Origin of the sequence: Spirosoma endbachense (assembly GCF_010233585.1) — a bacterium.
Taxonomy (GTDB): Bacteria; Bacteroidota; Bacteroidia; order Cytophagales; family Spirosomataceae; genus Spirosoma; species Spirosoma endbachense.
Genome location: NZ_CP045997.1, coordinates 6,555,327 through 6,582,218 on the forward strand (window position 1 = coordinate 6,555,327; position 26,892 = coordinate 6,582,218).

24 protein-coding genes are annotated in these 26,892 nt (G+C 48.4%); 18 read left to right on the plus strand and 6 right to left on the minus strand.

The genetic code is table 11. The features are described from left to right. Positions 1 to 70 precede the first annotated feature (70 nt). From GJR95_RS26800 to GJR95_RS26815, 4 genes are all read left to right on the plus strand, one after another. Entirely contained in the window at positions 71 to 973 is a 903-nt protein-coding gene (locus GJR95_RS26800; RefSeq protein ID WP_162391877.1) for a DUF4292 domain-containing protein, read from the plus strand. A 22-nt stretch (positions 974 to 995) separates the two neighbouring features. After that, positions 996 to 2,417, plus strand: coding sequence for a murein hydrolase activator EnvC family protein (locus GJR95_RS26805; RefSeq protein ID WP_162388781.1), 1,422 nt, complete (start codon positions 996 to 998; stop codon positions 2,415 to 2,417). A gap of 90 nt (positions 2,418 to 2,507) precedes the next feature. Next, entirely contained in the window at positions 2,508 to 3,326 is an 819-nt protein-coding gene (gene panB / locus GJR95_RS26810) for a 3-methyl-2-oxobutanoate hydroxymethyltransferase (protein WP_162388782.1), read from the plus strand. Between the two features lie 71 nt (positions 3,327 to 3,397). Further along, a complete protein-coding gene (locus GJR95_RS26815; RefSeq protein ID WP_162388783.1) occupies positions 3,398 to 4,144 on the plus strand; it encodes an RluA family pseudouridine synthase in 747 nt (248 codons plus the stop codon). Positions 4,145 to 4,277: 133 nt separating this feature from the next. Here GJR95_RS26815 and GJR95_RS26820 read toward each other — a convergent pair whose 3' ends face one another. Continuing rightward, entirely contained in the window at positions 4,278 to 4,976 is a 699-nt protein-coding gene (locus tag GJR95_RS26820; RefSeq protein ID WP_162388784.1) for a porin family protein, read from the minus strand. A gap of 155 nt (positions 4,977 to 5,131) precedes the next feature. Here GJR95_RS26820 and GJR95_RS26825 point away from each other — a divergent pair, with 155 nt between their 5' ends. Continuing rightward, positions 5,132 to 5,914 carry a DUF3050 domain-containing protein gene (locus GJR95_RS26825; RefSeq protein ID WP_162388785.1) on the plus strand — a complete coding sequence of 261 codons (783 nt, stop codon included), beginning with the start codon at positions 5,132 to 5,134 and terminating at the stop codon, positions 5,912 to 5,914. Positions 5,915 to 6,124: 210 nt separating this feature from the next. Then, positions 6,125 to 6,928, plus strand: coding sequence for a lysophospholipid acyltransferase family protein (locus GJR95_RS26830; RefSeq protein WP_162391878.1), 804 nt, complete (start codon positions 6,125 to 6,127; stop codon positions 6,926 to 6,928). A gap of 92 nt (positions 6,929 to 7,020) precedes the next feature. Here GJR95_RS26830 and GJR95_RS26835 read toward each other — a convergent pair whose 3' ends face one another. From GJR95_RS26835 to GJR95_RS26850, 4 genes are all read right to left on the minus strand, one after another. After that, entirely contained in the window at positions 7,021 to 8,442 is a 1,422-nt protein-coding gene (locus GJR95_RS26835) for an inorganic phosphate transporter (RefSeq protein ID WP_162388786.1), read from the minus strand. Positions 8,443 to 8,663: 221 nt separating this feature from the next. After that, positions 8,664 to 9,713, minus strand: a complete 1,050-nt coding sequence (rlmN, locus tag GJR95_RS26840; protein ID WP_162388787.1) for a 23S rRNA (adenine(2503)-C(2))-methyltransferase RlmN — start codon at positions 9,711 to 9,713, stop codon at positions 8,664 to 8,666. Positions 9,714 to 9,812: 99 nt separating this feature from the next. Beyond that, positions 9,813 to 10,322, minus strand: a complete 510-nt coding sequence (locus GJR95_RS26845; RefSeq protein ID WP_162391879.1) for a CvpA family protein — start codon at positions 10,320 to 10,322, stop codon at positions 9,813 to 9,815. 98 nt (positions 10,323 to 10,420) lie between these two features. Next, complete coding sequence (locus tag GJR95_RS26850) at positions 10,421 to 10,870, minus strand: GatB/YqeY domain-containing protein (protein ID WP_162388788.1); 450 nt, start codon at positions 10,868 to 10,870, stop codon at positions 10,421 to 10,423. Between the two features lie 144 nt (positions 10,871 to 11,014). Here GJR95_RS26850 and GJR95_RS26855 point away from each other — a divergent pair, with 144 nt between their 5' ends. Together GJR95_RS26855 and mnmH are read left to right on the plus strand one after the other, a co-directional pair. Beyond that, complete coding sequence (locus tag GJR95_RS26855) at positions 11,015 to 11,752, plus strand: pyridoxine 5'-phosphate synthase (RefSeq protein ID WP_162388789.1); 738 nt, start codon at positions 11,015 to 11,017, stop codon at positions 11,750 to 11,752. 102 nt (positions 11,753 to 11,854) lie between these two features. Next, positions 11,855 to 12,883, plus strand: a complete 1,029-nt coding sequence (gene mnmH, locus GJR95_RS26860) for a tRNA 2-selenouridine(34) synthase MnmH (RefSeq protein ID WP_162388790.1) — start codon at positions 11,855 to 11,857, stop codon at positions 12,881 to 12,883. A gap of 1 nt (position 12,884) precedes the next feature. Here mnmH and GJR95_RS26865 read toward each other — a convergent pair whose 3' ends face one another. After that, complete coding sequence (locus tag GJR95_RS26865) at positions 12,885 to 13,466, minus strand: hypothetical protein (RefSeq protein WP_174260235.1); 582 nt, start codon at positions 13,464 to 13,466, stop codon at positions 12,885 to 12,887. 207 nt (positions 13,467 to 13,673) lie between these two features. Here GJR95_RS26865 and prfA point away from each other — a divergent pair, with 207 nt between their 5' ends. The 10 genes from prfA to GJR95_RS26915 all read left to right on the plus strand — a co-directional run bounded on the left by prfA (position 13,674) and on the right by GJR95_RS26915 (position 26,890). Beyond that, positions 13,674 to 14,747 carry a peptide chain release factor 1 gene (prfA, locus tag GJR95_RS26870; RefSeq protein WP_162388792.1) on the plus strand — a complete coding sequence of 358 codons (1,074 nt, stop codon included), beginning with the start codon at positions 13,674 to 13,676 and terminating at the stop codon, positions 14,745 to 14,747. Positions 14,748 to 14,839: 92 nt separating this feature from the next. Beyond that, positions 14,840 to 15,022, plus strand: a complete 183-nt coding sequence (locus GJR95_RS26875) for a hypothetical protein (RefSeq protein ID WP_162383930.1) — start codon at positions 14,840 to 14,842, stop codon at positions 15,020 to 15,022. A gap of 292 nt (positions 15,023 to 15,314) precedes the next feature. Continuing rightward, positions 15,315 to 15,914, plus strand: a complete 600-nt coding sequence (locus GJR95_RS26880) for an RNA polymerase sigma factor (RefSeq protein WP_162388793.1) — start codon at positions 15,315 to 15,317, stop codon at positions 15,912 to 15,914. A 24-nt stretch (positions 15,915 to 15,938) separates the two neighbouring features. After that, positions 15,939 to 17,069 carry a FecR family protein gene (locus tag GJR95_RS26885; protein ID WP_162388794.1) on the plus strand — a complete coding sequence of 377 codons (1,131 nt, stop codon included), beginning with the start codon at positions 15,939 to 15,941 and terminating at the stop codon, positions 17,067 to 17,069. A 136-nt stretch (positions 17,070 to 17,205) separates the two neighbouring features. After that, positions 17,206 to 20,703: a SusC/RagA family TonB-linked outer membrane protein gene (locus GJR95_RS26890; protein ID WP_162388795.1), complete on the plus strand. Its 3,498-nt coding sequence runs from the start codon at positions 17,206 to 17,208 to the stop codon at positions 20,701 to 20,703. 44 nt (positions 20,704 to 20,747) lie between these two features. Beyond that, complete coding sequence (locus tag GJR95_RS26895; RefSeq protein WP_162388796.1) at positions 20,748 to 22,277, plus strand: SusD/RagB family nutrient-binding outer membrane lipoprotein; 1,530 nt, start codon at positions 20,748 to 20,750, stop codon at positions 22,275 to 22,277. Positions 22,278 to 22,393: 116 nt separating this feature from the next. Beyond that, positions 22,394 to 23,173 carry an HpcH/HpaI aldolase family protein gene (locus GJR95_RS26900; protein ID WP_162388797.1) on the plus strand — a complete coding sequence of 260 codons (780 nt, stop codon included), beginning with the start codon at positions 22,394 to 22,396 and terminating at the stop codon, positions 23,171 to 23,173. A 71-nt stretch (positions 23,174 to 23,244) separates the two neighbouring features. Then, positions 23,245 to 24,690, plus strand: a complete 1,446-nt coding sequence (locus GJR95_RS26905) for a GntP family permease (RefSeq protein WP_162388798.1) — start codon at positions 23,245 to 23,247, stop codon at positions 24,688 to 24,690. An 82-nt stretch (positions 24,691 to 24,772) separates the two neighbouring features. Beyond that, positions 24,773 to 25,639 carry a 2-hydroxy-3-oxopropionate reductase gene (locus GJR95_RS26910; RefSeq protein ID WP_162391880.1) on the plus strand — a complete coding sequence of 289 codons (867 nt, stop codon included), beginning with the start codon at positions 24,773 to 24,775 and terminating at the stop codon, positions 25,637 to 25,639. 135 nt (positions 25,640 to 25,774) lie between these two features. Further along, on the plus strand, positions 25,775 to 26,890 hold the full coding sequence (locus GJR95_RS26915; protein WP_162391881.1) for a mannonate dehydratase: 1,116 nt from the start codon (positions 25,775 to 25,777) through the stop codon (positions 26,888 to 26,890). Positions 26,891 to 26,892: the final 2 nt, after the last annotated feature.

Consider the following 26,892-nt stretch of genomic DNA (forward strand, 5'->3'; position numbering starts at 1 on the left):
AGTAAATAACCCCAAAGCCCTCCAAAACTGAAGACCGAAAGTCAAATACTGAATGCCGAAAACCACCCAAATGAATAAATACCTGTTAATTGTTCTTCTTCTGGGCGTGTTGGTAAACTCGGAAAGCTGTCGACGTCGGCATCTATCTCATTCGAGCAGCTCTCAACCAACTGCCACCATTTCAACACCAACCTCATCGACTACCATAACGCCCGACTCTTCGGTGGCGGATCACCCAACACCAGTTCGACCGGTCGATTCAATAGCCACAACACCTCGCCCAACACGTCCAGGCATTGAAGAAGCACGGGCTAACGTGGCCGAGATCGACTTTCGCTTTCTGACGGCCAAATCAAAAATTTCATTCAAAAGCCCCAATCAGGATATTGATAACGCCAACATCAACATCCGGGTCCGCAAAGACAGTCTGATCTGGCTGTCAGTATCCAAATTAGGAATCGAAGCAGTGCGCGGACTGATTACCCGCGACTCGATCACAATTATCAATAAAATTCATAAAGAGTACTCCGTTTATGATTTTCCGACTCTGAGCAAGCAATTCAATTTCGCCATGAATTTCGAATTATTACAGGCACTGATCGTTGGTAATTTACCGTTGCCCAAACGCCCGGCTCAGAAAATCAAAAACGAACGGGATTATTTACTGTTACGCCAGAGCGAGGGTAAAGTACTGGTCGAAAACTACATTGGTGAGCAGGATCGGAAACTAAAAAAACTGATGGTAACCGAACAGCCAACAAAAAACACCTTGCGGCTGGATTATGAAGATTTTACGTCGCTGAATAACTTTCTGTTTCCGTATACAAGCCTGGTAACGCTTGATTACCAATCGAGAACAGATGGTCAGTTTTACCAGACATTGCTACGGATTAAACACAATAAAGTTGAACTGGTTGATAAAGCTCCAGGATTTCCATTCACGATTCCAGCCAGTTATCAACGTCGGCCGTAAGTAATTTTGTTTCTTAGCCCTTATGCAATCTAAAGCGTTTTCGATGCCTGTTTCTTTCCAACTGAGCCTGGGCTTACTGGTAAGCCTATATTTGTTGGCAATACCTGGAATGGCACAGCTAACCCAACGGAATCGGCAGACACTGGAAAAAGAGAAGAAGCAAAACCTGGAGAAAATGGGGCAGATTCGAACCATTCTCAATCAGACCGCATCCGAAAAACAGGTAGGCCTGGGGCAGCTCAAAGCACTTAATCAGCAGATTAACGCGCAATCGCAGCAAATTAACCTGCTCAATAAAGATCTTAAACTGACCGAGTCCGAGATTTCCGAACTTCGCCAGGCCAGTAATACGCTCAAACGCGACCTGAACAAGTTAAAGGCCGAATATGGCTCGATGGTGTACGCAGCGGATAAACGCCGTCAGCAGGTCAATCCAATGGGTTTTCTGTTTGCATCCGATAACTTCAACCAGTTGGTTGCCCGTTACCGGTATCTCCGTCAATATTCTGATGCCCGGCAAAGTCAGGTTCGGCAGATGAATAATGTCCAGACGATGTTGCAGGGGAAGCAACAGGCCACTCAGCGAAAACGCAAAGAGCAACAGGGAACGCTGGTAACGAAAGTGCAGGAAAGTAAAAAGCTGGAAAACCTGAAAGATGAAAAAAATCAGGTTGTCAAAGCGCTGAGTGTTAAAGAAGTTGAACTTCGTGCTGAGCTGGCCGAAAGTCGCCGGGCGGTTGGTCGGCTGGAATCCATGATTACCCGGCTGATTGCGCGGGAAGCAAAAGAACGGGCGGAGCGGGAAGCCCGCGAGCGTGCCGAACGCGAACGCATAGCCCGACTCGAAGCGGCCCGTAAAGCCGCCGAACGAAAACGAGCCGAAGAAGCAATTGCTGCTGCTGAAAAAGCGGGCGAAAAACCAGCCCCCGCCGATGTAGCCAAAGCAGAGACCCCAGCCGAGCCCGAACCGGCTCCTGCCAAACCAGATGAACGCCGTAACAATAACCTTAACGATGAAGAGTCGGCACTGGCTTCTTCCTTTACAGCTTCTCGGTCAAGGCTCCCCTGGCCTGTTACAAAAGGCTTTATTTCTGACCACTTCGGGCGAAAGCCTCACCCCGTACTAAAAGGCATTTATGTTGAAAATCAGGGTGTTGATATTCAAACCAATGCCGGAGAAGGTGTTCGATCTGTCTACGACGGTGTGGTACAGGACGTGGCCAATATGCCGGGGATGAACAATGTCGTGGCTATTCAGCATGGCGACTACTTTACGGTTTATGCCAAGTTGCGTAGTGTTTCCGTACGGGTTGGGCAACGCGTAAAAGCCCGCGAATCGATTGGTACCGTCGCGACCGATAAAAATGGGGTTTCTGAAATGCAATTCCAGATCTGGAAAGAGTTTACCAAACTCAACCCGGAGTCTTGGCTCCAGCCTCATTAAGCTATTCGAAAGCTTCAGTTGTCAGTTACTAAAAAGCACTACCTTTGCAGCCATTTGACTGCTTACTCAGAATTGCAACTGACCACTGACATGTCTGTTCATAATCCCGATATCAAGCGCGTTACAACGCACACCATTCAGGAACTGAAAAATAAGGGGGAGAAGATCTCAGCCCTCACCGCCTACGATTATTCGATGGCGCGCGTAGTCGATACGGCTGGCGTTGAGCTGATTCTGGTCGGCGATTCGGCCTCGAATGTAATGGCGGGCCATGAAACCACCTTGCCAATTACGCTCGATCAGATGATTTACCACGCCAGTTCGGTAGTACGAGGTGTCAAACGGGCGTTAGTTGTGGTTGACCTCCCTTTCGGCTCCTACCAGGGCAACTCCTCCGAAGCACTGCGTTCGGCGATTCGAATCATGAAAGAATCGGGCGCTCATGCCGTAAAAATGGAAGGTGGCCAGGAGATCCGGGAATCAATTGTCCGCATACTAAGCGCAGGCGTTCCGGTAATGGGCCATTTGGGTTTGACACCCCAGTCTATTTATAAATTCGGCACTTACGCCGTCCGGGCAAAAGAAGAAGCGGAAGCGCAAAAACTCATCGACGATGCCCACATGCTTGAGGACATTGGTTGTTTTGGGGTTGTATTGGAAAAAATCCCCGCTACACTGACCAAAACAGTATCTAAAAGCCTTACTATTCCAACCATCGGTATAGGCGCTGGGCCCGATGCTGACGGTCAGATTCTGGTTCTCCACGATATGCTGGGCATCAATAATGAGTTTAAGCCTCGTTTCTTACGCCGGTATGCCGATTTGCACACGATTATAACCAAGGCTATTGCCCATTACGTGGACGATGTAAAAGCCAACGACTTTCCGAACGAGAAAGAAGCTTATTGAGTTAGTAACTAAGTAACATGGGTGGAAACCCGGAGAAGACGTTATATCGCGGGTGAAAACCCGCGTTACTTATGAATAAGAAACCATTTCAGGTGATTTACGAAGACAATCACCTATTGATTGTTAATAAAGAGCCGGGGATTCTGGTTCAGGGTGACCGCACAGGCGATACTACCCTGCTGGATGTACTGAAGCAGTACGTAAAAGAAAAATACGAAAAACCCGGTGAAGTATTTCTGGGTTTAGTACACCGGCTCGACCGGCCGGTAAGTGGACTGGTTGTGTTTGCCCGGACATCGAAAGCGTTGGAACGGATGAACGAAATCTTCCGTAAACGGCAGGTACAAAAGACCTACTGGGCAGTCGTTCGACACAAGCCACCCAAAAATACCGATAAACTGGTTAACTGGCTCATTAAAGATGAGCAGAAGAACCAGGTAACGGTTTATGATTATGAAGTTCCGGGCTCGCAGAAAGCCGAACTATCGTATCGCGTAATGGGCAAAATCAATGAGCATTATCTGCTTGAAGTAAACCCAATTACGGGTCGGCCGCATCAGATTCGCTCACAGCTGGCGCACATGGGCTCCCCCATTCGGGGTGATGTTAAATACGGGTATGATCGGGCTGTTGCCGACAAAAAAATCTATCTCCATGCCCGTCGCCTGTATTTCATTCATCCGGTCAAACAGGCCGGAGCGCCGGATCGACCGATCATCTGTAAGGCTGGCTTACCTAATGATCCTTTCTGGGAAGAGTTTCTGGAACTGGATGATGAAAATTATAAAGATAAAAACATGGATTTTATTTTCGAATAAGAAAATTTGTATACATTTAGTATCCAAATTTTTGTCCTAATAAGAAAGGCGGAGCTAATTAGCCCCGCCTTTACTGATTCAGGTTGATTCAACAAAAAATATAAAATCTTGTAGTGAATGATGAAATCGAAGATCAATAGCCGCCGATCGGGAATGAATAGCCCAGCGATACGGCCACGCCCCGGTTACGCGCATTGATGTTAATGACTGGAACTTGTACCTGCCGGGTGAACCCATGCGTGTAGCGGCCTTCAATGAAGAACTTACCAACACCAGCATCCATCGATAAACCCAGGCCACCAACAGCGCCAACATCCCAGCGACTCAGCATGTTACCGTAATTAACGTCGACATCGATAGGCTGGGTCGTAATGAGCGCCGTTGCACGGGTGCGAACTCGGCCATCGAGGGCGTAACTCACCGCCGGGCCAGCAATCAGATAAGGCTGAACCGCACCGTCGGACAGGTTTATTTTAGCCAGTAAAGGGATTTCGATGGTTTGTGACTGATAGGCAATCCGAGCCCCCAGAGGTAGTGTAAATCCACCAAGATTAATATCCAGTCCTTCTTTAACAACGAATCCTTTTTGTACATAAGCCACTTCAGGACGGAATGATACGCGGTCACTAACTGGAATATCTAAGAAAATGGCACCGGTTGGGCCGGGCGAAGGATGCAGATTTGGTGTAAGACTACCCAGAAAATCGGGCTTGGACGCAAAGCCCCAGTTGGCACCACCCCGGATACCGATCTGAACCTGAGCAAATGATGTTTGAACAGCGAATAGGGTAAAGGCAAACGCAATAACACGGGCAAGCACAATACGTTTCATGGTCTGAAGGAAAAAATGGATTGGTAAAATAGGAACCTGAACTTGATTGTGTAAAGCGTTTGCGATAGGCTGTCTGCGTTTTGTGTAAATCGATGGTTGGACAGAGCGTTTGAAAAAAAGATTAATGATGAATTGAAATTATTTTACAATCCTCTATGAATGAGCAACTAAATTTATTGTCGGATCGCGTCGAGCCGCTTCGCCAACAACTAACCAATCATCCGCTATATGCTTCGGTGCGTACCATCGACGATCTGCGGTTATTTATGCAGTCGCATGTATGGGCTGTCTGGGACTTCATGTCGCTGTTGAAGGCCTTACAGCGTAATCTGACCTGCGTAGATGTTCCCTGGAGGCCGATTGGCAATCCCGAAACACGATATCTGATCAACGAAATCGTTGTTGGAGAAGAAAGTGACATCGATCCGGATGGCAATCGACTCAGTCATTTTGAGCTTTATCTGAAGGCTATGAATGAGGCTGGTGCCCCTACTCATCAGATCGACGCACTCATAAGCGAACTAACCCAGGGCCAAACCATCGACGAAGCGCTCTCAAACGTGAGTTTGCCGGAAGGGAGCCGCCAATTTGTCAATTTCACGTTTGATCTAATCAAAAAAGGTCAATTGCATGAAATTGCAGCTGTATTTACGTTTGGGCGCGAAGATCTGATACCCGATCTGTTTATTGCTCTTGTCCGACAACTGCGAGATCAGTCGCCCGAACGGCTTGGCCTTTTCACATATTACCTCGAACGACATATTGAAGTCGATGGCGACCATCATTCGCATTTAGCTAAAGCCATGACGGCCGAACTTTGCGGATCTGATACCCAACGCTGGAACGAGGCTACGCTAGCCGTTGAAGCGGCTCTGGTTGCCCGAATTGCTTTATGGGATAGTGTTTACGAACAGATCTCTCTTGCAGAACCGGCTTAACCAGCTTATTTCTACTAGTCTCAATGCCCGAACAGGCCTAAATCCTGTTCGGGCATTTTCTTTATAATTCATCGGTTTGTACTTTTTCTTGAAAACATTATAGCGGACTTGTAACTTTACTAATTCACCGCATTCTGTTGGTAAACAGCCACGATACAATGGCTATTCAATCGAATGTATTGAATCGAATTGCGACCCCCTTAACCTGTGATGAAATACATAAAGCCTACTAAATTTAGCTACTTGCCTAAGTTTCTGATGCCTTTAGACCTGCTCGGCATTTTTGAGCGAGATCCGTTTGGCAACTCACTTCTGGTTAGACGTATGCTGATTGGTATTGTTGGCTGGCTTACCTATGCTCGTTACACAGTCGTCAATCGAATTCAGATTGAGGGCACCGAAAATCTGGAAAACTTACCGATCAATAACGTCCTCTTCCTGTCGAACCACCAGACTTATTTTGCCGACGTTATTGCCTTCTTCCATATCTTCTGCGCCGTTAAATGGGGATTTCAGAATACGATGCTACCACCGGTGTATCTTCTTGGGCCCCGAGCCCGGCAATACTACGTGGCGGCATCAGAAACGATGAAGAAAGGAATTGTGCCCAGAATTTTTTCGGCGGGCGGTGCTTTAACGATTGAACGCTCCTGGCGTGCTGAAGGGCGCGAAGTACAGCGATCGGTAGACACGTCTGCCAACGATAAAATCGCGAAAGCATTGGCTCATGGCTGGGTGGTTAGCTTCCCACAAGGAACAACGAGTCCCTACGCTCCGGTCCGGAAAGGGACCGGACATCTTATCAAAAACAACGAGCCAATCGTAATACCGGTAGTTATCAACGGTTTCCGCCGGGCCTTCGATAAGAAAGGACTGAGGTTCAAAAAGCGCAATACATTATTAACCGTAAAGTTTAAAGCGCCACTTCTGGTAAGCCCCGACGATACCGTCGACGATATTGTGGCCAAAGTTCGACACGCCATCGAACAGGATGCGCCCGAATGGGTGAAATAATCGAAGCAAAGACCAACTTCCCAAAAGGTTAGTTGCTTCAGGCTCTACGGCCCGACTCAACGAGTTGATCTTCGCTTTCGCTCAAAGCGCTGTTAAAGAATCCAGCGGAATAAAAGGTAAAGTGTGAAGGCCAATAGCATGGAAACAGGTAGCGTCAATACCCACGCTAAAGCAATGTTCCGAATGGTACCCGCCTGAAGATTTTTAACCCCTTTGCTGGCAACCATACTTCCTGCAATGCCCGAAGAGAGAACGTGCGTGGTGCTAACGGGCAGTTTTAACGCCGATGCTAACCCAATCATACTGGCAGCGACCAGTTCGGCCGAAGCGCCCTGTGCATACGTTAAATGCTGCTTGCCAATTTTTTCGCCAACGGTTACCACAATCCGGCGCCAGCCGATCATCGTACCTAGGCCAAGCGAAAGAGCAATCATCAGAATTACCCACAATGGAGCATAATCGGTAAAACGACGCAAACCGTTTTCTTCGCTCAGGCTCTTTTTCATCACCGCCAGTTGGCTCGCGCTAAGGTTGGCCCCTTCATCTTCGGCAATTTTATTCATGTTGCTGTTGATAAGCAGCAGATCGCGCCGAACATTCAAGCGTTCTTCCTTGGGAATTTTATTATCGACCAGCGGAGCATTGACCATCGCCTTCAGTTCGGCCAGTTCAATACGGGTACGCGCCAGGCGATCACGGTTTATGGGCGCAAGCTGATTTGAATCCAGCGTTGCGATCGTCTGTTCGATACCCGTAATGTTTGGTTGCATCAGACGCGGATCAAGATCGGGCTGTACGGCAAAATGAAAGGGGACAATACCGATCAGAATCAACATGATCAGGCCCACTCCCTTTTGACCGTCATTGCTGCCATGAAAGAAACTAACCAGCGAACAGGTTGCAATCAGGACACCACGAATCCAGGAAGGTGGAAGACTATTTTTCTTGGGCTCCTTGAAAAGCTGACCTTTAACGTCCTCGGGCACCGATCGACGTAAAACAAACATCAATACGATGGCCAGACTAAAGCCCAATAGAGGAGATAACAGCAGTGCTTCGCCCGTTTCAATCGCCTTTTCCCAGTTTACCGCCGATCCAGCTTTGTTATCAGGCATGGTAGAAAAAGCCAGACCTACGCCCAGAATAGATCCGATCAGGGTATGGGAACTTGAACTTGGCAGTCCGAAATACCAGGTGCCAAGGTTCCAGATGATGGCACTCAGCAACAGGGCCAATACCATAGCAACACTGTGATAAACGTTCTGGTCGACCAGTAATTCGACCGGCAACAAGTTTACAATACCCATTGCAACACCAATACCACCCAGCAGAACACCGGTGAAATTGCATATTCCTGACCATACAACGGCTGCCGTTGGCTTCAGTGAATTGGTATAAATGACAGTGGCAACGGCATTGGCCGTATCGTGGAAACCGTTAACAAATTCGAAAGCACAGGCAGCGAATAAGCTGATAAACAGGAGGATAAAAACATCCGTTTCTAATCCAAACATGGGTGGGAGATCTTCTATGATTAGGCAAACAGCAAGTCCGTAAGCCGATGATTGCCACAAAAGTAAGGTAAACTGGCCATAGCAGTATTACCAAATTGTTAAGTAGAGACCGAATATCGTATGACTTCTGCAGTTCAGCAACGTGTTACGTCTCAGTCAGGTTATGATTCCTGACAATGTGGTGTGGTACGGCTGGTCACCTAAATCGCATGTTGATGATTCTACTTTTTGCCAGCCAGTTGTCCACAGGCAGCATCGATGTCTTTACCCCGGCTACGACGGACATTTACGGTTACGCCTTTACTGTCCAGAAAACCAGCGAATTTATCCAGCGATTGCGGATCTGTATTCTTGAAATTTGCCTCTGCAATGGGATTATATTCGATAATGTTGATTTTTGCCGGAACCCGTTTTGTAAATTTCCAAAGCTCCTGTGCGTCCTGTAGGGTATCATTAAAATTGTAAAACAGGATGTATTCAAAGGTAATACGAGTACCCGTTTTTTTGTAAAAATAGCCCAGCGCATCACCCAGAGCCTGAAGCGTATTGCTTTCATTGATGGGCATAATCTGATCGCGCTTCTGGTCATTGGCCGCGTGTAACGACAAAGCCAGATTAAATTTCACCGCATCATCGCCGAGTTGCCTGATCATTTTGGCAATTCCCGCTGTCGACACCGTGATCCGCTTGGGCGACATACCCAACCCGTCGGGCGATGTAATTCGATCGACCGATTCCAGCACGTTTTTATAATTTAGCAGCGGTTCACCCATGCCCATGTAGACAATGTTAGTCAGCGGTGCATCATAATTTTCCTTCGCCTGCCGGTCTATAGCCACCACCTGGTCATAAATTTCGGCGGCATCGAGGTTGCGTTTGCGATCCATATAGCCCGTCGCGCAGAATTTACACGTCAGCGAACAACCGACCTGACTTGATACACAGGCCGTCATACGGTCCACGTCATCGTTACGGAGAGCCGGAATCAGCACGCCCTCGACCAGATTGCCATCGAACAGTCGAAACGACGATTTGATGGTGCCGTCATTACTACGTTGTTGCTGATCGACAGTTAAAGGCCGAATTTCGAAGTGAGTTTTTAATAATTCCCGCGTTGGCAGAGAAAGATTGGTCATCTGCTCAAACGACTGAGCCGATTTTTTCCAGAGCCATTCATGAACTTGCTTCGCCCTGAATCCCTGTTCGCCCTGTTGCGCCAGCCAGTCTTTCAGTTGAGCGGCTGTAAGTTTGCGAATGTCTTGTTTATCCATTTTGACTTGTTGAATGACTGAATGATTGAATTATCGAATGTGCCGCCCTATTCACCAGAACTACAGATTGTTCATTCAACAATTCCATCATTCAACGACTCAATCATTAATTTCTGCCCGCCATTTCTTCCCTGTTTCCAGCCCTTTAGGTACCCAAACAGCAGCTTTGTCCATTATTTGAGGAGCAACTGGCCGAATGTACGCGTACAAAAAGGCACCTTCGGTCTGGCGGGGGGGTATTCTGACACCCATATAGCTGAACAACCAAAGGATTACACTAATTCCAAACACCCACGTAAAAAGACCAACAGCTGCCCCTGCCACACTATCGAACGTTCCCAGAAGTGTATATTTCAGAGAGCGCCGGAGCGCAAAACCCATCTGGTTGATCATGAACACGGTAGGAAAAAAAATCACCGAAAATCCCAGCCAGGGCAACAGTTTGCGTGCCAGTTCGCGACTGATGTACGGACTCAGCAATTCTATGCCGAAGGCCAGAAACTTAAACCCAACGATCATGGCCACAACAAACGCAATGACCGCAACAATCTCCACCAGAAGACCCTTGCGGTAACCGTTAAAAGCCCCCCAGATCAGGGGAATGATCATCAGCAGGTCGAGCGTATTCAACTAGTGAAAAGGTGAAAGAGCTAAAGAGCGAGAGAGCAAACAGGCTGAATCACCTTTTCGCTCTTTCACGCTTTTGCTTATTGTAAAAGTTGCTTAACTGCTGCCGAAATAGCTTTCCCGTCGGTCTGACCAGCCAGTTCTTTGGTCGCTACGCCCATTACTTTTCCCATATCCGAAGGGGCCGAAGCGCCAATGCGCGTGATAATTGCCTGGAGCTTTTCCTTCAATTCGTCTTCCGAAAGCTGTTTCGGCAGATATTGTTCGATAATGGCGATTTCGGTTTCCTCCGTTGCCAGCAGATCTGCCCGATTCTGCTGACGGTAGATGTCGGCCGAATCTTTCCGTTGCTTCACAGCTTTGGTCAGAATCCGGGTTTCTTCTTCGGGTTTAAGTTCGCCTGTGCCACCTTCTTTGGTTTCTTCAAGCAAAATCATGGACTTAATGGCGCGCAAAGCCCGGAGTTTATCCTGATTTTTGGCCAGCATAGCCTGCTTGATATCGGCGTCAATTTGTTGTTTCAGAGCCATTTTGGTAATGAATAATGGATAATGTAAAGCAGAGAATGGTTGATTGATTACTCATCCATGAACCATCATCGGTTCGGCAAAGTTACAAATCTGTGAAGGCTTATTCACGTATTCGCTCATTCACCCAATCACTCATTAGCGAAAATGACTCGTTTAAGCGTTAATATCAACAAAATTGCCACTATTCGAAATGCACGTGGCGGCAATAATCCAAATCTTGTACAGGTAGCTCTTGACTGCGAACGTTTTGGTGCCCAAGGCATTACAGTACACCCCCGCCCCGACGAGCGCCATATCCGCTATCAGGACGTACTGGATTTGAAAGAGGTGGTAACAACTGAATTCAACATTGAAGGCAACCCCGACGAGCGATTTATCGAGCTGGTAAAACGGGTGAAACCCGAACAGGTAACCCTCGTTCCGGATGCGCCCGATGCCATTACGTCGAATGCCGGGTGGGATACGATTCGCCATGCCGATCATCTCCGCCGGTTGGTCGACACTTTCAAATCAGACGGAATTCGCGTTTCTATTTTCGTAGATGCCGACGAACGTATGGTCGAGGGAGCCAAAGCGGTCGGGACCGACCGGATTGAATTATACACCGAACCTTATGCTGCCCATTATGTCGCCAATCGCGATGCGGCCATTGCCCCCTTTGTGCAGGCAGCCCGCAAAGCCAACGAACTGGGTATTGAACTCAACGCCGGGCACGATTTGAGTCTGGAAAACCTGCGTTTCTTTGACGAACAGATACCCGGCCTCAAAGAAGTGTCTATCGGTCATGCCCTGGTCTGTGATGCGCTCTACTTTGGGCTCGAGAATACGATTCAGATGTATTTACGCTGTCTATCGTCTGAAGCGACGGGTGTCCCCGCATGATTGATTACGCTGACTGAACAACTCACTGGATTTTGACTACTATTACGAACAGTAATGAGCGAAATCAGATTAATCCCTAAATCCGTGTAATCCTGGTCAGGAATGGTTCATCAGCTATCGGTCGAAGAATTTTTAGATAAGGCGCAAACTTTTCCCGTCATCGATGTTCGGTCACCGGGAGAATACGACCATGCTCATATTCCGGGAGCGATTAGTATTCCATTGTTCGACAATGACGAGCGGGCACAGGTTGGTACAAAATACAAGAATGCAGGTAAAGATGCCGCCGTTCTGGTAGGCCTTGATCTGGTAGGCCCAAAGCTGGCAGGATTCGTTAAACAGTCGAAAAAGCTAAATCCGCAAACCAAAGAAGTGCTGGTCCATTGCTGGCGGGGTGGTATGCGCAGCGGCTCTTTTGCCTGGCTTCTCGACACCGCAGGACTAACTGCTTCTACACTGGCGGGGGGCTATAAAGCCTATCGTAACACCGTGCTGGCTGCTTTTGCGGAACCCCGCCCCCTCCTTATTCTGGGCGGCAAAACAGGCAGCGGCAAAACCGACATTCTGAAAGCGCTGGCACAGGCAGGTGAGCAAATTATTGATCTGGAAGCGTTAGCGCATCACAAAGGGTCAACATACGGTGCTATCGGGCAGGCGGCTCAACCCGCTACCGAACAATTCGAGAACGTCTTATTCGAGAAATGGCGGCAACTAAATCCCAACCGGCGGATCTGGCTTGAAGATGAGAGCAGAAATATCGGCTCCTGTTTTATTCCAATGGCGCTTTGGCAGCAAATGCGGGCTGCCCAGGTAGCCTTTGTCGACATGCCCAAAGAAATCAGGATTTGCCGACTGGTATCCGAATATACGGGCATTGATCATGATCTACTCATTGCCGCAACCGAACGGATTCGGAAACGCCTGGGAGGTAAAGTAACAAAAGAGGCTCTGGACGCTCTTGCTCACCACGACTACGCCACGGTTGCCGATCTGACGCTCGATTATTATGACAAAGCCTATTTGCATGGTTTAGCGCAGCGTGATTCGACAACGGTTCATTCATTTTCGGTACAAACAAACAATCCGGCCGAAACAGCGAGGCAGCTCATTAGTTGGGCAAATTCCCTATAGCTTATTTCTTTTTGGTCGAATTCATCCGTCGAATTACCTCCCGTTTGCTGAACGCCAGCCGCCATACGGCAAATGGTATCTCCTGCTTTCCGAAACAGGCTTCGCAGATCGGGCTATCAGTAGGGAGAGCCATATTGTAAACAAAGAGTGTATCGCTGATTTTCTGAATGTTCGAGATAGGCGCTAATTTCTGCTTGGCATTATAGAGGTAAGCGTCCAGAATGTCGCGTTCTTTCTGGCTGAATGACTTATTCTTCACATCGGCAGCCCCCAGCAGGCGAATATCAAGCGCATAGCGTTCGGCAATGGCCTTTACACGGGGCAGATTCTGCAATTGGCAGAGTTTCGCGCGATCGGCGGGATCTGTCGTTTTTGGAAGTTCTGTCGCTAATTCTTTCTCGACCACAGCACTGACCTTCCCACCCATATTATCAATTGTTTCGATCAGATCCGCATCTGTAATACGCTTGATTTTCGAATCAGCCATCTCCTGTTTCAATTCATTCGTATACTGTACCCGGTCGGGTCCACAGGCAAGCAAAAGGCTGATTAGCAAGGCAAGAAGAATTACTGAGCGTGTCATAAACAGGAACTTAATACGATTACGTTTCGTCATTTACAGATAGAACGATCCCACAAAAGGCTTGGTTGCAGCCTGCAAACATAAAGCCTAACTGCCGGGATTTTTGTAATTTTGTTTTTCAGGACGGTAGACAGTCGATATCAGATCAATTAGCGGTATCTTTTTGTCGAACGTCCAAGTATCCAGTATCTAACGTCTTCCCAATATATGCTTGACCAGTTAGAAGCCATTAGCGAACGCTTCGACGAAGTAGCTCAGCAAATCGTGCAGCCCGAGGCCGTTTCGGACCAGAAACGGTTCATGAAACTGAGCAAAGAATATAAAGATTTGGAAAAGATCGTTGTGCAGTATCAAGCCTACAAGCAACTGCTCGAAGAGATCGAAAACGCCAAACAAATCATTTCTACCGAAAAAGATGAAGATTTTCGGGAAATGGCAAAAGCCGAATTAGATGAACTGCTGCCACGTCGGGAAACGCTGGAGGAGACGCTGAAAGAAATGCTCATTCCTAAAGACCCGAACGACAGCAAAAACGTCATTCTGGAAATCCGGGGCGGCACTGGTGGCGATGAAGCGGCTATCTTTGCCGGTGACATGTTCCGGATGTATCAGCGATTCTGCGAAAAAATGGGCTGGCGGATGTCGCTCGTCGATTATACAGAAGGCACATCGGGGGGCTACAAAGAAATTATCACCGAAATCGAGGGAGAAGATGTATACGGTAAGCTGAAGTTTGAGTCGGGGGTTCACCGCGTACAACGCGTACCCGCTACCGAAACCCAGGGCCGGATTCATACATCGGCGGCTAGTGTAGCCGTCCTGCCCGAAGCCGAAGAGGTTGATGTTGACTTGAACATGAACGACATTCGGAAAGATACGTTCTGTTCATCGGGTGCAGGTGGTCAGTCAGTAAACACAACGTATTCAGCTGTTCGTCTGACCCACATTCCAACGGGGCTTGTTGTTCAGTGTCAGGATGAGCGTTCACAGTTGAAAAACTTCGATAAAGCATTGACCGTTCTACGCTCACGGCTCTACGAAATTGAGTTGCAGAAACACAACGAAGCCATTGCATCGCAGCGCAAAACAATGGTGGGTAGTGGCGACCGTTCCGACAAAATCAGAACCTATAACTACCCACAAAGCCGGGTGACTGATCACCGCATTGGCCTGACGGTTTATAACCTTCCTGCCGTCATGGATGGCGACATTGGCGACTTTATCGAACAACTCCGCATTGCCGAAAACGCCGAACGGCTGAAGGAAGGCGCAGCTGCCTAAAAATTAGTAGCGTCAAACAAAATCCTGGTAATTAAATGCCGGGGAGAGCAACAATAGCATAGCGTTGGGACAAGAAGAAAACTGAAACCGTTATGCTCAAATCAACCAACAACAAGGGCAAAAAGTCTCAAACACCCGACCGCCCGAGAGTAAGAGCGATTAAGAATGGACATACAGCGGCTGAGTTAGCCGAATCTGGAGAACGGTGGGCGAATCATTCAGGACCATACTTAACCTTGGAGGAAGTAATGGCTCTTGAAGCCAACAAGCAGTAATCTTCCCGTTGTAAGGCTCGGTAACATCTGCAATTTTACCGCGTAAATCCCTAAATTATCAAACGCATAAAACCCGGCAAAAACCGGGTTTTATGCGTTTTTGGCCTTTTTCGCCTGATCGGAATCGAAAAATAATCGGGGGAAAAGCAATTATATCTGGCCTTCCAGGACGCTATTAATCGATAATTGCTAACATCAACATAAGTATTTTCTAATTTTTTAAGAAAATAATCTCAAATAGGAGGTTAAGTTTTCGTTAAAAACTGCTCATGTAATAAAGGCACCTGGACTTATGAGCAGACGGCTACCTTCGGAAGAAGCGCAACAACTTTGGCAGGAATATCGGGCGGGCGACATGTACGCTCTGGCCAAAATCATGCAGAGTTATTATGCTGACCTGTTCCACTGGGGAATGCGCCTGCATGGCGATCGTGAATTTGTAAAAGACTGTATCCAGGAGCTATTCGTCAATCTCTGGAAAATGCAGGCATCGATCAATTCGGTCGGCAATGTCCGCTCCTACCTACTCGTCGTTCTTAAAACCCGCATCCTGCGCGAATTGTCGAAAAAACAGGCGACGCACCAGTCAGCACTCTCCGACGAATATTCGTTCTCGGTCGAGTTCGCGGCTGATATACGGCTCATTGAAGAAGAAAATGAAATCTACCAGATTCGAAAACTGGAGCACGTAATCAATCATTTACCAGAACGCCAGAAAGAACTCATTTACCTGCGTTTCTACCAGAACCTCAGCTTCGAACAGATTGCGGACATCATGCATCTTGGCCGTCAATCGGTTTACAATCTGCTTCATAAATCGCTGGATAGCCTCCGGAAAAACTGGTCTGTCAACACGATAGGGCTTTTTCTTTATTTTCTGGAGAGGATCTAATTTTAGACTAAGCAGTAGACGGCAATGAAGAATTATGAATCATATCGGGTAGACGACTTTATTGACGATAAAGATTTTGAAGACTGGGTTCGGGGACGAAGCAGTCGGGAGGCTTTCTGGCGATCATTTCTGCAACACTACCCCGACAGACGGGAGGCATTTCATCAGGCAGAGCAATTCATTCGGGCCGCCACTGTTGCTCCCGAACGTATCAGCGAAGCCGAAATAAGGAAAGAAGTCGAGCTATTCATTGAAGCCACAGGTTCATCAGTACCCAATCGGTCGCCTTTCTCATCCATTTTTCGGTCCGAAACATCGTCAAGGCTCCCGTATGGTTTCCGTTGGGCAGCTGGCATTGCTGCACTCCTTTTGACCGTGGTTGGGCTAGGCTGGTATTCTATCCACACCAACTCAACGCCGTTAATTACCAGGCAGGCCGATGGTCCTACTCATTCGCCGGAGGGTTCTGCCAACCAATTTGTCGAGACATTTAACCATACCAAGCAGCTGCTTAGGGTTGCACTTAGCGATAGTTCAGAGGTGTTACTCAGCCCAAAAAGTCGCCTTCGCTATCCCTCGCAGTTTGTCGGAAACGTACGAAAAGTCTATCTGGAAGGAGAAGGAAGTTTCTCCGTTAAGCGTCGGAAACAGCCTTTTATGGTCTATTCCGGTGAAACCGTCACCAAAGTGTTGGGTACTCGCTTTGTGGTACGCGCTTTCGATCTCGACAAAAAGATTACGGTGCAGGTACTATCCGGAAAAGTGTCTGTGTATAAGGCCAATCCCGAACATACTACCCATAATAAAGAGGTCAACGGCCTGATATTGAATGCAAACCAGGCGGCCATTTTCGAAAAAAGCGATGGTAATCTGACAAAAACCCTGGTAGCAAATCCCACGCTTGTCCGAAAAAGCGATAAAGAAATAACCTTCGTGTACGACGACGTTGCCCTGTCAGCGATTTTACGGGAATTAGAAACCAGTTACGGTATTCCGATTCAATTCGACGAACAAAGCTTTGAGGGGTGCAAAATTACGGCCGCTCTTTCGAGTGAGTCACTCTATGAAAAGCTGGATTTACTCTGCAAAGCCGCGTCAGCGACTTATGAAATAATAGATGGGCAAATTGTGCTTAGCCGAAAAAGCTATCGATAAGTGCCGGTGAATGCATAAAAACAAGGGCAGTGGCTAAGCCACTGCCGATAGGTCTATCCACTGGGAGTCGACTCGCCAAAGTAACCGCTCAGTGGAAGAAGTTCCGAAACCCGAACCTTTAAACCTTACCAAAACTATGGAAAAACACCTTTCCGGGCAACTCTGGCTAAAACTTATGCGGTTTTCTCTAACACAAAGTTTAGTTATGTTCCTGCTGGTGGGCGTGTCGTATGCCCACTCGAGTAAGGCCCAGGAATACCTGAGCAAGCGATTGACTTTACGTGCTGAAAATCAAGAGATCAAAAAGATACTGATCGATATTGAAAAAGCAACGGGTGTACAGTTTGTGTATAGCTCTCAGGTAATCGACCCTAAGCAACGGATAAGCGTTCAGGTAAATAATTCAACCCTGGAAGAGGTACTCATTAAGTACATCAAACCGCTGTCTGTCAATTATGAACTGGTAGGCCGAAAGATCGTTCTGTCGGCCAGCGCACCGGCTTCTAGCGATACGGGCTTCGTTGAACCGATCGACCATCCGGAAGCCGCGCCCAAACGACCGATAACGGGTCAGGTAACAGACGAAAAAGGAGCTGGACTTCCGGGCGTAAGTGTTATCGTGAAAGGATCGCAACGAGGCACCACATCCAATTCGGAGGGGAGCTTTCAGCTGGACATTCCGGACGGAAGCGCTTCGGTTCTTGTTTTTAGTTTTGTTGGCTACGACAGCAAAGAAGTGGTGGCGGGCAATCAATCGACGTTTCGAGTCTCGCTGGCTCCGGCCAGCAAAGCGCTGAACGAAGTCGTTGTAACGGCTTTGGGCATAAAAAAACAGGCCAAAAGCATCGGTTATGCCACCTCTACGGTTACCTCAGATCAGATAACGGTTAACCGAACGGCTAATTTCATGAACGCCCTACAAGGCAAAATTCCGGGTGTTAATATAACCTCGCTGGGGTCAGGACCTGCCGGAACCAGTAAAATCCGGATTCGTGGCCAATCATCCTTCGGCGGCAACAACTCACCCCTGATCGTTGTCAATGGCGTGCCGATCGATAACACAAACTATGGTGCCCGAGGAGACGTATCCGACAAGGGAAGCAACCGTACGTCCGATAGCGGTGATGGCCTCAGCAGCATTAATCCCGACAATATTGAAACCATGACCGTGCTGAAAGGCGCTGCGGCTTCGGCCCTCTACGGCTCGCGCGCTAAAGATGGGGTGATCATGATTACGACCAAAACCAGAGGAACAGGATCGGGTATTGGCTTAGAATACAACACCAATTTTACGACAGACACCCCGCTAGACTACACCGATTACCAGTATGAATACGGTCAGGGTGAAAATGGTGTTCGCCCAACGGCTCCCTTTCCAACGTCGGGCCAATGGAGTTTCGGCGAGAAATTCCAGCCAGGCATGACCCAGATTTTATTCGATGGCGTTGAAGTACCTTATGTGCCTCAACGGAATCAAATAACGAAGTACTACCGCACCGGACAAACCTGGACAAATACCATCAGTCTTTCGTCGGGTGGCGAGTTCGGGGGGTTCAACCTGTCGATTTCCAATCTGGACAACAAAACGATTCTGCCGGGTTCGGGCTATAACCGCAAAACCGTTAATCTGGGATTTACCCAAACACTGGCGAAGAAACTGACCATTTCGGGCAATGTGAATTATTCCAATGAGTACCGGAAAAACCCACCGAATATCGCTGAGCAGGATTATAGCCCGGTTGTATTGTTTAGCATGGCCAATTCCATGCCGCTGGACCTTCTGGAAAAATACGCATCCGATGCGAATGGGAATGAAGTACTCTGGTCGCGGTTTACCAACCGAACCAATCCTTATTTTGCGTTGAAACGCTTCGAGAATGTGCGTACGGATCGGGTGTTTGGCAATCTGACAGCGCGGTACAATTTTACGGACTGGCTGTTTTTGCAGGCACGGGTAGGGCAGGACTATTATGCTCGTGAACAGGATTACAACCTCCCTACCGGTAGTCAGCGGCAGCCTGCCGCACCCGCAGGTTTTGTGAATGGCCAATATGTGCAGGACTCCCGGACGGTACGCGAATTGAATACAGATTTCCTGTTGGGAGCCAACCATACATTTGGCGTTTTTGGCGTTAATGCGAACATTGGTGGCAACCAGATGTACCGCAGAATTAGCCGGCACAACGTATTTGCGCAGGATTTCTATACCCGAGGGCTATACACAATAGGTAATGGACGCCAAAAAGATGCTACCTATGAATTATCGGAACGGCAGGTCAATTCGCTCTATGGGTCGGCAGAGGTTTCATACAAGGACTTTCTGTTTATAAACGGAACCGTCCGAAACGACTGGTTTTCTACTCTATCGCCCGAGAACCGGAGTATTTTATACCCTTCTGTAACCGCAAGTTTCGTTTTTTCACAGGCATTCGCCAGCGCCTTACCAGGCTGGCTTTCTTTCGGAAAAATCAGAGCGGCTTATGCTGAAGTAGGGAGCGACACCGATGTACAGCCCTACGCCAATAACCTTTTCTACGGAATAAATGCCCAGCAGTTTCCATCGCCAAGTGGAGCTGCCCAGCCCTTAGCCAGCATTAGCGGGTCAACGGTTCCCAACGCCAACCTGCGTCCCATGCGTGTTTCCGAAAAAGAAGTGGGGCTGGAATTGAAACTATTCAATAATCGGATAGGATTAGACCTAACCTATTACGACAAACTATCGTCGGATCAAATTCTGCGAGCCCAGACATCTGATGCAGGTGGATACCTGACGCAGTTAATCAATGTCGGTCAAAGCCAGAATCGGGGTCTGGAAATGCTGTTGACGTTTTCGCCCCTTAAGCGAGTCGACTTTAACTGGGATGTCAACATTAACGCGGCCTATAACGTAACGAAAGTTCTCGATTTGGGCAGCAGCGTAAGCGACAATATGATCACCGTCGGAACCGGCGATTTTACGGGTGAACTGCGTCAGGTAGTAGGTCTGCCCATGGGTCAGCTGTTTGGTTTTGGCTACCTGCGGGATGCACAGGGCCGTCAGGTTTTTGATGCGGGCAATGGGCGTCCGCTGCGAACAGCCACTCAGATCAGCTTCGGTAGCGCTTTGCCTAAGTGGGTTGGTGGTTTCACCAATAGTTTTACCTACAAGGGCATTAATCTATCGTTTTTGATCGACTTCAAGCTCGGGCATAAGATGATCTCCGGAACGAACCACAATGCCTGGCGGCATGGCCTGCATAAAGCCACTTTAGCCGGGCGGGCAGAGGGCTATGTGATCGGAAATGGTGTCAATCCGAGTGGCGAAGTTAACCAGACCAAGTCGGGGGTTCAGGCTTTTTATGAAACCGTTCGTTCGCAGAACATTGCTGAAGAATTTGTCTACAATGCGGGATTATGGCAGTTGCGGCAGATAACGATCGGCTACGACTTCACCAAATTTCTACCGACTTCCAGTAAGTTCATCAAAGGAATTCGGTTAAACGCCGTGGCCAATAACGTAGCTGTCATCAAGAAATGGGTGCCCAATATTCATCCTGAGCAGTTCGGCTTTCCCTCCGATAATTTGATAGGCCTCGAAGCAACCGGTTTGCCAATAACCCGTAGTGTTGGATTTAATCTTAACGTCAAATTTTAAGATTTCTCCCACAGCTATTGTCAACCCATCAAAAACGGACTACCATGAAAAAAATCAATAAATACCTGCCAATCTGGGTACTAGCCTTCTTCCTGCTGGCTTCCTGCGATAAAGGATTCGACGAAATGAATGTCAATCCCGTTGCGCTGACAGCCGTAGAACCCGCCTTTCAATTGAACACCGCCATCGTAGCCAGTGCACCGGGCTATGGTAACCTAAGCTATGAAACGACCATCGTCAAACAAATGATCACGCCATTTAGTGGTCAGGGGTCGGCAGCTAACTTTAATCAGGATAACCGGACGGTATCGAACGGCAACTGGAATACCTATTATCAATCGGTTATAAAAGAATTGACGGATGTCATCGCCAAAACAAAAAGCGATCCGGCCCGTACGAACCTGTACAATATGACCCGAATATGGCGGGCTTATTCGTTTATGGTGCTGACTGACACCTACGGCGACATACCATATACGCAGGCCGGAAAAAGTTATCTGGAAGGAATTGTAGCACCCGTCTATGATACGCAGGAGTCCGTTTATACGGATCTGTTAACCGAATTGGATGCCGCTTCTGCTGCGTTGGATGCCACCAAAACAAAAGTAGCCAGCGACATTCTCTTTGATGGCGATGTCGTTAAATGGAAGCGTTTAGGCTATTCCATTTTGCTCCGGGCGGCCATGCGGTTGTCCAAAGCAAACCCGACCAAAGCAGCCGAATACGTTGGCAAGGCAGTGGCAGGTGGTGTTATGCAGTCCAATGATGACAACGCAATTATCCGCCATACCGCCAGTTTTACCAATCCTGTTGGCTCCCAGTTAAATGGTGGTCAATCCGCCTTCTTTTATCTGGCCGAAGATTTCGTCAGTTATCTGAGTAAAACCAACGATCCACGGCTAGCCTCCATTGCGGTTCGGTATGTGGGTGCGACCAGTGGAGCTCAACAGATTGAGTCAAAGGCCAATCGGACTCCAGGCGTTCAGATCGGCGCACCGCTGGGCTATGATAACACTACGATAAGTGCGGCTGTAACCGCCAGCAAACTCGCTAGTTTGTGGGATTACAGCCAGCTCGACAAAACGAGAATGGCCGCCCTGTTGGCCCCCAGCTTTCTGGTTACCTACGCGCAAACCCAGCTTTTGCTGGCCGAAGCCGCATTCCGGAAATGGACAACGGGCGATCCGGCTACGTTATACGCTAATGGCGTCCGTTCGCACATGCGGCAGCTGGCCAGCTATGGAACAACTACTGCCGTTCCTGATGCTGCCATCGCGACTTATTTACAGGCCAATCCGTTGGCTGCTGGTAAAGAGCTGGAACAAATCAATACGCAATACTGGGTCGCTTCATTTCTGATGGGCCCAGAAACATGGGCTAACTTCCGCCGGTCTGGGTTTCCGGTATTGACGCCGAACCCGTATCCGGGCAGTGATCTGAAAACAGAGCCGTTTATTCGTCGATTGACCTATACGGATGCCGAGCTGAACGTTAATAAAACCAATGTACAACAGGCGATTGGCCGACAGGGCCCTAATCTGCTCGATACCCGAATCTGGTGGGATAAAAAATAGAAAGGCGTTTTGTTAAGAGCCGTGCCACGGTTAGTAAGCACATGGTCAGAAACCCGGCATGGCTTTTAACAAAATCCTGATAAAGTAAAGCCTTCCTTATTCCACCTTTCTTTTAAATGAAGAATCTAAAAAAACGACTTAAGCAAGGCGATACACTCAACGGGTGTTGGTTAAACCTTGGGAGTTCACTTACAGCCGAGATTGTTGGCCAGGCTGGATTCGACTGGGTGCTGATTGATCTCGAACATGGTGCCGGATCGGAGAAAGATGTGCTGTATCAGTTACAGGCTCTCGAACATACGTCTGCTGGCGCTATCGTACGGGTAGAAAGTGCCGAAAGTCAACGTATTCACCGGGTGCTCGACATGGGAGCCGAAGGAATCATGTGCCCCAAAATTACCAATCCGGCAGATGCCCAGAAGGTTGTAAACGGCTTACATTATCCTCCGCATGGCAGCCGGGGCGTTGCCAAGATGGTACGGGCTACTGGCTTCGCTCAGAATTTCAACCAGTATTATCAGGAATCCAGAGATACGATTTTGGGCGTAGTTCAGATCGAAACCGTTGAAGTCCTCAATCACCTCGACGAAGTAGCAGCTATCGACGGTGTCGATGTGTTATTTATTGGCCCCGCCGATCTATCTATGGAACTGGGCATTTTCGGGCAATTTGACCATCCCCGATTTAAAGAAGCCTTAAAAGAAACGATCAATGCGGCCCAAAAAGCGGGGAAGGCTACTGGCATTCTGTTCTTTAATCCCGATGATTATAAAACCTACCATGACCTCGGCATCCGGCTGATTGCCTGCGGGGCCGATGCCACGTTTGTTGCCGATGGTGCCCGAAACCTGGCGAACAAACTGGATGCATTTAGATCAGTCTCAAAAACCAGCTAACCAATAAAGTCTATCCTCGTCTGTTCGTGCTAGCAGACTGCCCACTCACTATTCTCATAAACCTTTGTTTAATGACTGATCCGCTCATAATCTTAGCTGTAGGCGTAGTTATCGTAGTAGGTGGCATAATTGGCCTGAAGCTGCATCCATTTCTGGCCTTGTTACTTGGCGCTTTTGTGGTAGCATTAATGACACCAGCTTCTGCCATCGAACAATTTGCTTTATCGAAAGGCACGGCACCGGCCGCTGCCCTGGCCCTGGCGAAAAAGGGAATCGGCGAACGAATTGCCACTGAATTCGGGAATACATGCGGCAAAATAGGCATCCTGATTGCAATGGCCGCAATCATTGGAAAATGCATGCTGGAGAGTGGAGCCGCCGAACGAATTATACGCTCTATGCTGCGGTTGACAGGCATCGAAAAAGCGCCCATTGCGTTTCTGGTCAGCAGTTTCTTTTTGGGAATACCCGTATTTTTCGATACGGTCATTTTTCTGATGATGCCGCTGGCGAAGGCCATGACTCTGCGAATCGGCAAAAACTACCTCCTGCTGGTACTCTGCATCATGGCCGGAGCAGCTATGGCCAACTCGCTGGTTCCACCCGCGCCCGGACCCCTATTTCTGGTGGGCGAAATGCATATTCCCATTGGAATGATGATGATAGGTGGCACTATTGTTGGGCTTTTTACCATAACGGCCGGGTATTTTTTTGCCCTTTGGGCCAATCGGAAATGGCCGATTCCGCTGCGCGATTCGCTGGATGCAAAACTGGAAGACATCAAACTAATAGCCGCCAAAGAGACCATTCATCTTCCCGCGCTGGGACTGTCGCTTTTGCCCGTTTTGATTCCTCTGGTCTTTATCTGTGCGGATACAGCCCTCACAGCGATGGCTACGCCCGGTACACCGCTTACTCAGTCGCCTTTTTTAGGGAAGCTGATAAGCCTGATCAAGTTCTTTGGCGATAAGAATATCGCGATCGTTACGGGTGGTATTGCGGCACTGCTTGTACTGGCCAAAGAAAAAAAGGGCAGCAAAGAAGGGCTAACCCCGTTCGTGCAGGCGGCTCTGATGAGCGGAGGAGGTATTATTCTGATCACGGCAGCGGGTGGCGCTTTCGGCGGTATGTTACAGCAAACCGGCATTAGCGCGCGTATTGCCGACATGACGAAGGATTACCAGATGGCCTTGATTCCGATGGCGTTTTTCATTGCCGCCGTTGTCCGAACCGCCCAGGGCTCTGCCACGGTAGCGCTGATCACGGCTTCGGGCATTCTATCGGGAATGGCCAGCAATGCACACCTGGAATTTCACCCACTGTATTTGGGTCTGGCGATTGGCTGCGGGTCAAAATTAGTGCCCTGGATGAATGATGCAGGGTTCTGGATCATTTGCAAACTAAGCAACTTAACGGAACGTGAGGCCCTTAAAACCATTTCACCCTTACTGGTGGTGATGGGTCTGACAGGTCTGGTCGTTATCATGATTGCGGCTCAATTATTCCCACTGGTTTAATGCGCTGAAACGACATTGTTATTAAATGACATTTGTTTCTCGCCGATACGGTCCGTATTTGCAGGAAAAATACCTCTATAAAATGGAAAAAGTAGGATTTATTGGTTTGGGTATCATGGGCAAGCCCATGGCGTTGAACTTGATTAAGGCTGGCTATTCGCTTTCGGTACTGGGTCAAAGTAAAGCAGCCAGCGAACTAATTGAAGCGGGTGCACAATCGTTCGCGACGAGTAAAGAACTGGCTCAACAGAATGATATTATCATTACGATGCTGCCCGATTCGCCCGACGTCGAACAGGTAGTGTCTGGTCCTGACGGGGTGCTCGAAGGTATTCAGGCAGGAGCCTTATTTATTGACATGTCGACCATTGCGCCCTCAACCGCGCGGAACATTTACGGCTTAATGCAGGAAAAAGGAGCCGATGCTCTGGACGCGCCGGTTTCGGGAGGTCAGGTAGGTGCCGAAGCCGCATCGCTGTCTATTATGGTGGGCGGTAGTGAATCTGCCTTTCAGCGTGCCCTGCCTCTATTTCAGGCAATGGGGAAAAACATTGTTCACATCGGCGAACCAGGGGCCGGACAAACGACCAAAACCTGCAACCAGATGATTGTTGGCATTACGATTCAGGCCGTTGCCGAAGCGTTTGCACTGGCTCAAAAAGCGGGCGTAGATCTTGAAAAAATGCGGGAGGTCCTGCTGGGTGGTTTTGCGCAAAGCCGCATTCTCGACCTGCATGGAAAGCGCATGATCGATCACAATTTCAAGCCGGGTTTCAAGATCAAATTACACAAGAAAGATATGGGCATTGCCCTACAGGCTGGCGAAGAATTTTCGGTACCTCTCAAAGGTACTGCTCTGGTAGCCGCTCAAATGGAGGCTGCCGTAGCTCAGGGAAACGGCGAATTAGACCATAGTTCGCTCGTGTTACTGCTAAGTGACGACCAATAGTTTATCGTACTCAGGATTTTCGTTAAAACCAGACCCATATTCATCCTGTACCAATTTAAGGCCTAGTCTGTTTTTTTCGAAAATCCTGGCTCAATGAATGCTTTAAAACCAAAACCCTTAACGAACCTTAACATGATGAAACGTAAGAATTTTATTAGAGTCATTGCCGCTGGTTCCGTGGGAGCAGCCGCGTGGAGCCCCGAGCTGGCAAAAGCCAACAGCAAGGCCAAACCCAAAAAAGTACTCATGAAAGTGGGCTGTCAATCGGGCGGCACATCAACCGAAAATCTGGAGTTCAAAGCCCGACATGGGGTGTATAATCTGGATGGAGGTGCTCCTAAAACGATTCCCGGCAAAGGCTGGGATCTGGACGATTCGCTGAGAAAGAAAGAAGCCTGTGAAAAATACGGCATTAGTCTTGACGCCTACCACTTTCCCTTAGCTTCCTCTGGAATCGATAAGGCCGAATATCCGAATGTAATGCTTGGAAAGAGTCCGGAACGCGATCGTGAAATCGAGATCCTTCAGCAGATGATTCAGGTTGCCGGGAAATCAGGCATTAAGGTACTGAATTACAACACAACAATTCTCCCGGTTTTACGGACGGGAAAAACAGTCGACCCAAAACGCGGCAATGCCATCTATAGCACCTGGAATTACGAAGAGGCCGTCAAACAAAATGCGCCCAAAACCATAGCAGGGGATGTATCGATCGAGCAGATGTTTGAGCGCATTACTTACCTCCTCGACCGAATTCTTCCGGTTGCCAAAGAGTATAAGGTCAAGCTAGCCAATCACATTGCCGATCCCCCAACGCCCGTTGGGTTTCGGGGAATAACCCGGTGGAATAGCCCGGATGTTTTTAAGGGTATTCAGCGATTTGCCAAGCTCTACGATAGTGAATATCATGGTTTCAATTTTTGCATCGGATCAATTGCCGAAGGGCTGAATGACCCCAAAACGGAAATTATGCCGATCATCAAATGGGTTGGCGAGCGAAACCAGATTTTTAACGTTCATTTGCGCAACATTAAGGGTGGCTGGAACAATTTCCAGGAGGTTTATCCCGATAACGGCGACATGAATTTTCTGCATGTTGTCAGGGCTTTACGCGATGTTGGCTATTCGGGCATGGTTATGCCTGATCATGTGCCACACCATGCCGATAGTGCCGCTGATTTACAAGCCTTTTCGTTCTGCTATGGTTATATAAAAGGCCTTCTTCAGACGGTAGCAGACGAAGTATCATAAGC

Coding starts and splice junctions, on each gene's coding strand:
- GJR95_RS26800 (WP_162391877.1), top strand. CDS start 71: ATGAATAAATACCTGTTAATTGTTCTTCTTCTGGGCGTGTTGGTAAAC.
- GJR95_RS26805 (WP_162388781.1), top strand. CDS start 996: ATGCAATCTAAAGCGTTTTCGATGCCTGTTTCTTTCCAACTGAGCCTG.
- panB (WP_162388782.1), top strand. CDS start 2,508: ATGTCTGTTCATAATCCCGATATCAAGCGCGTTACAACGCACACCATT.
- GJR95_RS26815 (WP_162388783.1), top strand. CDS start 3,398: ATGAATAAGAAACCATTTCAGGTGATTTACGAAGACAATCACCTATTG.
- GJR95_RS26820 (WP_162388784.1), bottom strand. CDS start 4,976: ATGAAACGTATTGTGCTTGCCCGTGTTATTGCGTTTGCCTTTACCCTA.
- GJR95_RS26825 (WP_162388785.1), top strand. CDS start 5,132: ATGAATGAGCAACTAAATTTATTGTCGGATCGCGTCGAGCCGCTTCGC.
- GJR95_RS26830 (WP_162391878.1), top strand. CDS start 6,125: ATGAAATACATAAAGCCTACTAAATTTAGCTACTTGCCTAAGTTTCTG.
- GJR95_RS26835 (WP_162388786.1), bottom strand. CDS start 8,442: ATGTTTGGATTAGAAACGGATGTTTTTATCCTCCTGTTTATCAGCTTA.
- rlmN (WP_162388787.1), bottom strand. CDS start 9,713: ATGGATAAACAAGACATTCGCAAACTTACAGCCGCTCAACTGAAAGAC.
- GJR95_RS26845 (WP_162391879.1), bottom strand. CDS start 10,322: ATGATCATTCCCCTGATCTGGGGGGCTTTTAACGGTTACCGCAAGGGT.
- GJR95_RS26850 (WP_162388788.1), bottom strand. CDS start 10,870: ATGGCTCTGAAACAACAAATTGACGCCGATATCAAGCAGGCTATGCTG.
- GJR95_RS26855 (WP_162388789.1), top strand. CDS start 11,015: ATGACTCGTTTAAGCGTTAATATCAACAAAATTGCCACTATTCGAAAT.
- mnmH (WP_162388790.1), top strand. CDS start 11,855: ATGGTTCATCAGCTATCGGTCGAAGAATTTTTAGATAAGGCGCAAACT.
- GJR95_RS26865 (WP_174260235.1), bottom strand. CDS start 13,466: ATGACACGCTCAGTAATTCTTCTTGCCTTGCTAATCAGCCTTTTGCTT.
- prfA (WP_162388792.1), top strand. CDS start 13,674: ATGCTTGACCAGTTAGAAGCCATTAGCGAACGCTTCGACGAAGTAGCT.
- GJR95_RS26875 (WP_162383930.1), top strand. CDS start 14,840: ATGCTCAAATCAACCAACAACAAGGGCAAAAAGTCTCAAACACCCGAC.
- GJR95_RS26880 (WP_162388793.1), top strand. CDS start 15,315: ATGAGCAGACGGCTACCTTCGGAAGAAGCGCAACAACTTTGGCAGGAA.
- GJR95_RS26885 (WP_162388794.1), top strand. CDS start 15,939: ATGAAGAATTATGAATCATATCGGGTAGACGACTTTATTGACGATAAA.
- GJR95_RS26890 (WP_162388795.1), top strand. CDS start 17,206: ATGGAAAAACACCTTTCCGGGCAACTCTGGCTAAAACTTATGCGGTTT.
- GJR95_RS26895 (WP_162388796.1), top strand. CDS start 20,748: ATGAAAAAAATCAATAAATACCTGCCAATCTGGGTACTAGCCTTCTTC.
- GJR95_RS26900 (WP_162388797.1), top strand. CDS start 22,394: ATGAAGAATCTAAAAAAACGACTTAAGCAAGGCGATACACTCAACGGG.
- GJR95_RS26905 (WP_162388798.1), top strand. CDS start 23,245: ATGACTGATCCGCTCATAATCTTAGCTGTAGGCGTAGTTATCGTAGTA.
- GJR95_RS26910 (WP_162391880.1), top strand. CDS start 24,773: ATGGAAAAAGTAGGATTTATTGGTTTGGGTATCATGGGCAAGCCCATG.
- GJR95_RS26915 (WP_162391881.1), top strand. CDS start 25,775: ATGAAACGTAAGAATTTTATTAGAGTCATTGCCGCTGGTTCCGTGGGA.